At 59.4% G+C, this 7,207-nt stretch carries 6 protein-coding genes and 1 pseudogene; 1 reads left to right on the top strand and 6 read right to left on the bottom strand.

The window, feature by feature from the left end:
- Positions 1-392 precede the first annotated feature (392 nt).
- Complete coding sequence (locus DI606_RS19820) at positions 393-2,777, bottom strand: TonB-dependent receptor (RefSeq protein ID WP_293985697.1); 2,385 nt, start codon at positions 2,775-2,777, stop codon at positions 393-395.
- Positions 2,778-2,911: 134 nt separating this feature from the next.
- Positions 2,912-3,304, bottom strand: a complete 393-nt coding sequence (locus DI606_RS19815) for a hypothetical protein (protein ID WP_169574603.1) — start codon at positions 3,302-3,304, stop codon at positions 2,912-2,914.
- A 56-nt stretch (positions 3,305-3,360) separates the two neighbouring features.
- Between DI606_RS19815 and DI606_RS19810 the strand changes: the two are divergent.
- Positions 3,361-4,085 (top strand): annotated as a pseudogene (locus DI606_RS19810) (IS5 family transposase); the annotation flags it as partial.
- Between the two features lie 150 nt (positions 4,086-4,235).
- Here the strand turns inward: DI606_RS19810 and DI606_RS19805 are convergent.
- The 4 genes from DI606_RS19805 to DI606_RS19790 all read right to left on the bottom strand — a co-directional run bounded on the left by DI606_RS19805 (position 4,236) and on the right by DI606_RS19790 (position 7,024).
- Positions 4,236-5,294 (bottom strand): hypothetical protein, encoded by a 1,059-nt coding sequence (locus tag DI606_RS19805; protein WP_293985692.1) that lies wholly within the window; start codon positions 5,292-5,294, stop codon positions 4,236-4,238.
- Positions 5,287-6,309: an LLM class flavin-dependent oxidoreductase gene (locus tag DI606_RS19800; protein ID WP_293985690.1), complete on the bottom strand. Its 1,023-nt coding sequence runs from the start codon at positions 6,307-6,309 to the stop codon at positions 5,287-5,289. Before DI606_RS19800 ends, DI606_RS19805 begins: the two co-directional genes overlap by 8 nt.
- 10 nt (positions 6,310-6,319) lie before the next feature.
- The gene (locus tag DI606_RS19795) at positions 6,320-6,694 is read right to left on the bottom strand and encodes a limonene-1,2-epoxide hydrolase family protein (protein ID WP_293985688.1); all 375 of its coding nucleotides are present in this window, start codon (positions 6,692-6,694) and stop codon (positions 6,320-6,322) included.
- A 108-nt stretch (positions 6,695-6,802) separates the two neighbouring features.
- Positions 6,803-7,024, bottom strand: coding sequence for a hypothetical protein (locus DI606_RS19790; protein WP_367119503.1), 222 nt, complete (start codon positions 7,022-7,024; stop codon positions 6,803-6,805).
- Positions 7,025-7,207 lie beyond the last annotated feature (183 nt).

Below are 7,207 nucleotides of genomic sequence, written 5' to 3'. Positions count from 1 at the left end.
CCATCCATGCCGGCCTCCTTCACCAGCACGGATTCTGAATCAGAAATCGCGTCCGAAGGGAATCCCAGACCGATTCAGAACGGTCGAAAACCGCTCTAACCGAGCATTTCACCCAGATCATCTTCTTCACCAACTCGGTCATCCTCGAACCGGAAACCGCACCCCATCCCGATGAGATAGACGATTTGGCGTTTAGAAGCGTGGACTTATTTCTTAACGGCTGCGCGACAAGATAGATTTAAGGAATTGATGCAAGCGAGCGCAAAAGGTAAGGCGCTTTCCATCGATTATGGACCTTAATATTCAATATGTCGCGGAATAATCTCCCGCGGCTTTGTTCTGATCCTTGATGTGACTGGCGACCGAAAGCTTCCGGTCGTCAGTCCGCAATCCTATCGACCGAAGCGATAGCGCAGGCGCACGCCATACTGGCGCGGCGGCCCCAGAATCACCGACTTGAAACCGGCACCAGGACCGTCGAAAGCACCGCTCTGTTCATAGACCTTGTTGAACACATTGTTCATGTACAGGCTGATATCGGCCTTGCTGCCGAATACATTATTATAATCCAGCCGTGCATTGACCAATGTGTAACCATCGAGCGACGAGTCCGTGAAGGCAATATCGCTGGTCTTGTACAGATCGGCATGGGCATTGATTTCAGTACCGTCATCCAAGGGAACGGCATAATCCGCGCCCAATGTGAAGGTTCTCTTCGCCACAAAGTCAAAGCCGATGGCCGAATTGGCAGGAACATAGGCTGCCAGTTCAGGTGGGGCGCTGAACCCGGTCGATTTGGGATCGAGGAAGTTGGCACCATAGTTCAGGGTGAAGTTGCCAAGCTTCAGGAAGCCGTCAATGTCGATGCCGCTGATACGCGCCGTGCCTGCCGTGATCAGCAACGTGCCCGATTGGGGGTCGTTCGCGACATTGCAGTCGCCGTCCGGCGAAACCGGCGGTGCGGCGCCGGGAACGCAGCTAGCCACGATCGTCCGGACGCCGGTCAAGGAAGCGGCGATATTCTTGTGCCACCCGATGAAGCCGGAAACGTTGAAACGGAAACGGACGTTGTCGGCCAGATCCCAGTCGCTGCGCATGCCCAGTTCGACGTCGGTGACCTTTTGCGGGCCATAGCTCTGGAACTTGACCAGCGTTCCGCCCAAGGTCGGGTTGTTGATGCCGCCTGCGCGATAACCGCGCCGGGTGGCAGCATAGAAGAACAGGTCGGATGTCGCCTGCCAATCAAGACCCACCTGCCAGGTAGGCGCGCTGAACTTCACGCTATTGGTAGCGGGCAACTGAAGCACCGGATTGCTGGCATTGCAATCCTCCGGCTCCACCTGACCGAAAGTGACCGTGTCGGTCGCGGTGCAGGCGGTGATCTTATCCCACGTGTAGCGGAAACCGGCATTGGCGCGCAGGCCCTCAAGCAGATTGTCCAGGCGAACGTTCACATTGCCGAACAGCGCTTTGCTGGTCTCATCGTAGAAGCTGTAGTTGAACGTGTTCAGATAACCCGTGCTGGTGGTGAGCGCATTGCTACCCGTCCCGGTGGGGCCGAAAGGCTTGCTCTTGAGGTAGAAACCGCCAAGCAGCCAATCGACCGCTCCTGCCGTGCCCTTGAACTGAACTTCGTTCGTGAACTGCTCGGTATTATTGATCGCGCCTGCATGAAATACGGTAAAGGCTGCACCGCGAAGGGCAGGATTGCCCGAAACCAGCGAGCCGAAACCGCCGACATTGGCGTGATAGTCAACTTCGGTGCGACGATAACCGAAGATATTGGTGAACGCGACATCGTCGGTGATGTCGATGTCGGTACGGTTGGTGATGCCCAGGCGCCGGCTTCTGTTGAGCGGTTCACCCGTAGCTTCGACGACACGGGCACCGCGGGCCTGCTGCGCGGCAAGGAATGCTAGCGCCGCGGGACGAAGGGCGAGCGGATTGTCGAGCAGCGGGCTGCTGGAACGAATATTGCGAAGGACGAAAGAATCGCCGTTATAATCATTCTTGTAATAGTCGAAGATCGTAACGTTCTTGAAGCCGTCGGCAGGCTCGATCAGCAACGAGGCGCGGACAGCGCGCGAATCGGTGTCATCGAAATATTTGCCGTTGACCAAGTTCTTGGTGTAGCCATCGCTCGTTTCCGCACGCCCGGCCAGACGCAGCGCGACCTTGCCATCGACGATCGGAATGTTCAGCGCCCCTTCCAGAGAGGCGTTGTTGAAGCGCCCATAGGAACCCTGGACATAGCCTTCCACTTTATAGGTCGGCGCTGCAGGATAGAAGAGCACGGCGCCACCGATGGTGTTGCGTCCGAACAAGGTGCCCTGCGGCCCTTTGAGAACCTGAACCGAGCCCAGATCGTAAGTCGCGACGCTGCTGCCGAAAGTCGGCTGCGGCACGTCGGCAAAATAGCTGACAACGGCGGGCGAATTGAAGCCGCTGCGCGCCTTTGCCATGCCGCGGATCTGGAACACCGAGTTCTCCCGGCCGCCGGAACCGCCCAGATAGACGCCGGGCGTCTTGATCATGAGGTCGGCGGTATCCCTGATACCGGCCTTGGTCAGTTCCGTACCGCTGAATGCGGTGACCGACACGGGCGTCGACTGAAGGCTTTCCTCAACGCGGCGAGCGGTGATGACGATTTCATCGGTCTGGTTCAGCGGCCGGGAAGCAGCCGGCTTCTGCGGCGCGGGCGCCGCTTCCTGAGCATGCGCGACGTTCGCAAAGGCGAGAGAGCCCAGCGAACACGCGATAGACAGTAGATGTTTCAAGGTTTTCCTCCCCAAAGAGTTATGAAGTCGCAACATATTTGCGGTGCCGCATAGCTTGCGATCGGGGGCGCTTCTGCCTTTTTGTTCAAACTAGGCGGCGTGGACAAATTCCGGGCGTCAATATTGGGTGAGCATCAGAGACCCCAGATCGTGCCGCTGATGATGACGCTTAGAACGATATAGATAAAAAGAAGCAGTAGACCCGCGTAGAGGGTGCCTGTCAGCCAGAACCATCGTGGTGCAGCATCGCGCATTTCTGATCGGCCATACGCGGACGGCATGCGGCCGGTTGCGAGGCCCACGTAGAGCAGCCATCCGACAATCTGCGGGATGAACAGAAACGCCGTGCCACCTACCAGTGCGCGCCAGTCTTTCGATGTCGAGCCAATGACAAGCCAAGGGATTGCGGCAACGCCGCACATCCCCGCCATGAGCGCCAGCCGCTGCCTCGTTCTCCAACCCCACCAGATCATCACGAAGGTATCGCATTCCGGTCGAATGACCGCAACATCATGGATCGACGGCATGCCTCTATTGACGCCGCACGGAAGCGTTGATTCAAAGCTGCCTTTTGGAGGCAGGCTTGAGCCGGGGCGATCTCACCGAGGCGGAATGGCGCATTCTAAAGGATCTGCTGCCGATCGAGCGTAAGAACCGGGGCCGAGGCAGGCCACCGGAACAGAACCGTTCGATCATCAACGGCATACTGTGGCGACTGCGGTGCGGTGCGCCGTGGCGTGACGTGCCGCCCAAATACGGAAGCTGGAACACTATCTACCGCCGGTTCCGGCGATGGAGCGAAGCCGGGATCTGGGAGACCGTGGCGGTGATGTTGGCCGAGATCATGGCCGACACCGGCCACTACAGCATCGACAGCACCACAGTCCGCGCCCACGTCTCGGCAGCGGGCGGAAAAGGGGGGCTCATCGACGCGCTCTTGGCCGCTCGCGGGGCGGGTTCACCAGTAAACTTCACTGCCTGGCTGATGCCTTCGGACGACCACTCGCCTTCCATCTAACAGCCGGGGAGGCGGCAGACTGCAAGGCCTATGATGCCTTGATTGTCCTACCGGAGCGTGCCCCAGATGCCCTGCTTGCCGACAAGGGCTACGACGCCGACGCGATCCGTGCCGACCTTGCCAAACGGCAGATCGAAGCCGTCATTCCTGGCCGATCAAACCGCCGGGTGAAGATTGAGTATGACCGAATGCTCTACAAGCAGCGCAACCGCATCGAGCGCATGTTCGGGCATCTGAAGATCAACCGCGCCATTGCCACCCGCTACGACCAGCTGGCCAACAGCTTCCTCGGCATGGTCCGCCATTGCCACCCGCTACGACCAGCTGGCCAACAGCTTCCTCGGCATGGTCCACCTCGCCACCGCCAGATACTGGCTCAAATTTGTCCACGCCGCCTAAGACGCGTGAGTTTCGCATTTCAGACGGGGTGATCCTTCCCTTCACCAGGCTTTGCTGATCGACATGATTACGATGACGGACTGGCTGGGTTGCGGATCGGCTTCAATCCGCTCCGCCAACCGCTGCCGGATCTCATCGGTCAATCGCTCGCGATCGCGATGGGCATCCAGACGAGCAAGAAAATTGGGGCCGTTCGCAGCGCACATCATGCTTGCCCACTGCCGCCCGAATTCAGCGGCGTTGCCGGTCTTCTGCAATGCATCCCAATAGGGATCGGGCGCAGGAACTGCCGAAAGATGATCGAGCACCAGCCCGGGCACCTGCCCCGCCTCGAACGGCGCAGACAGTTGATCGAGCGATCGACCGGCCGAGGGCGATGTCATCCTCAGCGTTTCTTCTGCGGTAAACAGCCCATCACGCTGCATATCGACAATAGACTGCCAGAAATTTCCGGCCATCCACTCGAACCCGTGACCGTCAGTGCCACGCCCCATGAATTGGCATATCAGGCGCCCGCCAGGACGCAATTCCGTCGCGCGTGCGCGAAGAAAATGGAGCCAGTCTTCTGCGAGCACGGCATCGACCGCAGCGCGCGCCTCAGCAGACTGACTGTAGACGGCCCAACCATGATCGGCGACGTCGACCGGGCTTCGGCTCATCCAATGAAGCGAATTGGAAGACCAGCCAAGATCCACGCTGCCGGGTGGCAATATGCTGTCGAAATAAGAGCGCCCGATGGCCGATGGATAGACATTTTCGCGATCGCCGAGATAGCTTGTCGGGTCGGTCGCCAGCAAGGTGAAAAGCGAAGCGAAATCGTTGGATGGCAGGTCGGTATGCACCACTTGGACGGGGCGTGCCGGATCTTTGTGACGGATAAGGTCGATGGCGCTTGCCATGGGCGCCATCGAATTGCGGCCTTGAGAAGCGCCATAATCGACAATCGTAACCGGTCCGGCGGAGTGTTCGCTGACTGCACTTGCGGCATCGGCCAGCAGTGGCAAAGCCGATTGCAGATTGGCCTGTTGAAGACCAGAATGGCGGTTATAGGACCCTTTGCCAGCCATGGCGGCGACAGTGCCGGTCATCGTTTCAGTCATAAAATGTCTCCGCAATACGTTGCGTGTAGGCAGCGCTTTTTTCAGCCGATAAGCCATAATGAGGAATGACCGGCGTGATGGCGTCTGCCAATGCCGCTCGTTCGCCGACCCGGGCGCGCACTTCATCAGCCGTCCCCACTATGGCGATGCTTTCCACCATGGCGTCGGTGCAGGCGGCTGCCATGCCGTCCATATCGCCTTTAGCGAAGGCAGCCTGGATGGCCGACGCTTCCTTGCCGAAACCGATCTCCTCAAAATAGCGAAGATATTGCGGCGATTGGCTATAATAGGCCACAGTCCCGCGGCAATCTTCTATCGCTTCGCGCCGATCGTTGGAAATAGCCGTGAAGATCGAGATATTAAGCGAGAAATCCTTGCGCGCGCGACCGCCCCGCTCCAACCCCGCCCCAATATTCGCAATCACTTCGCGTTCGATCCAGGCATCGTTCCACAGCGGATGCCCCAGCAATCCGTCGGCAATCTCCGCCGCTTGCATGCAGGCCTTTTGGAACACAGCGGGCAGCACGATCGGAATGTCGCCCCGGACCGGCCGGTGCAGCAGGCGGAAATGCGAAAGGTCGAGATGGTGATACTCGCCCTTCAATTCCGACAAGTCGCCGCCGTGGCCGTGCGCCACGATGGCGCGGATTATGGATACGATTTCCCGCATATGGGCAAGCGGCTTGCCATAAACGCTGCCGAATGACCCTTCGATCTGGCTTTGGGCGCTGGAACCCAGGCCCAGAACTACCCGGCCATTGCTGATAAGGTCGAGGTCGATCGCACTGCACGCCGTTTCCAGCGGACTGCGCACGAAGGCCAGCGCGATGCCGGTGCCCAGCTTGATGCGCTGGGTGGCAGGAGCGACGGCGGCCAGCGTCGTAAAAGGCGCACCAAACATTTGTGGCGCCCACACCCCCTCCACCCCGGCAGCTTCGTAATTGCGGGCCAGCGCCGCGAGATCTTCGCCCGGCATCGGCACGATCTGCGCCCAGACGGCTTTACGTTCGGTCATGTCCCTGCCCTCAAAATCCGCCGGTGTCGAAATAGTCGCGCCATGCGACGATGCGCGGCCCGTCCATCTGCAATGCGCCCATCAGGCGCAGCGAGACCATCTCCGCCCCGTCCGCGCCATAGAAGATGTCGCTTCTTTCCGTCAGGACTGTATCGCCGCAGGCCGCGACGTGATGCACCACGACCTCACACCGCGTAAACGGAATCTTCTCCAGGAATCCTGAGACGAACTGAATCGCCTGCTCGATACCTAGCGTGGATGCGACGCCGACATTTTCCCAGCGCGTCTCGGCGGTGAACCGGCGTCGTATCGCCGCAAGCATATCGTCGCGCGAACCGCTGCTTTCGCGGAAAAAGGCCAGCACCTCGTCCATTGGTTCGGGCATGATTGCTTCCTGTCTCCTCATTGCCTGGGCATCATGATGCGATGGGAGAAGGAGCGGCCCTGTCGGAAGATAGCGCCCCGCCTCATGCGGCGGGGCGCCCGATCAGGTTCAGGATCCGAAGCGATAGCGCAGCGTAAGGCCATATTGGCGCGGCGCGCCATAAATGGCCGTATTAAAGCCCAGTCCGCCGCCCGACACAGCGCCGATGGCCTGATAATTCTCCTTGAAGGCGTTGGTGACATAGATGCCGATATCCATCGGCCTTCCCGCCACATTGCGCCAGTCAAGCCGCGCATTGACCAGATCATAGGCCGGGAGCGAGGTGTTCACGAAGCTGAGCGGGCTGGAGTGATAATAATCGGCGGTGGCGCCCAGTTCTCCGAGGTCACCCAGCGGTACAGTATATTGCAGCCCTAGGCGGCGTGGACAAATTTGAGCCAGTATCTGGCGGTGGCGAGGTGGACCATGCCGAGGAAGCTGTTGGCCAGCTGGTCGTAGCGGGTGGCAATGGCG

It is taken from the genome of Sphingobium sp. (assembly GCF_003248505.1).
Lineage (GTDB): Bacteria > Pseudomonadota > Alphaproteobacteria > Sphingomonadales > Sphingomonadaceae > Sphingobium.
Note: the sequence above shows the minus strand (reverse complement) of the source record. Positions and strands in the feature narration are given on the sequence as shown.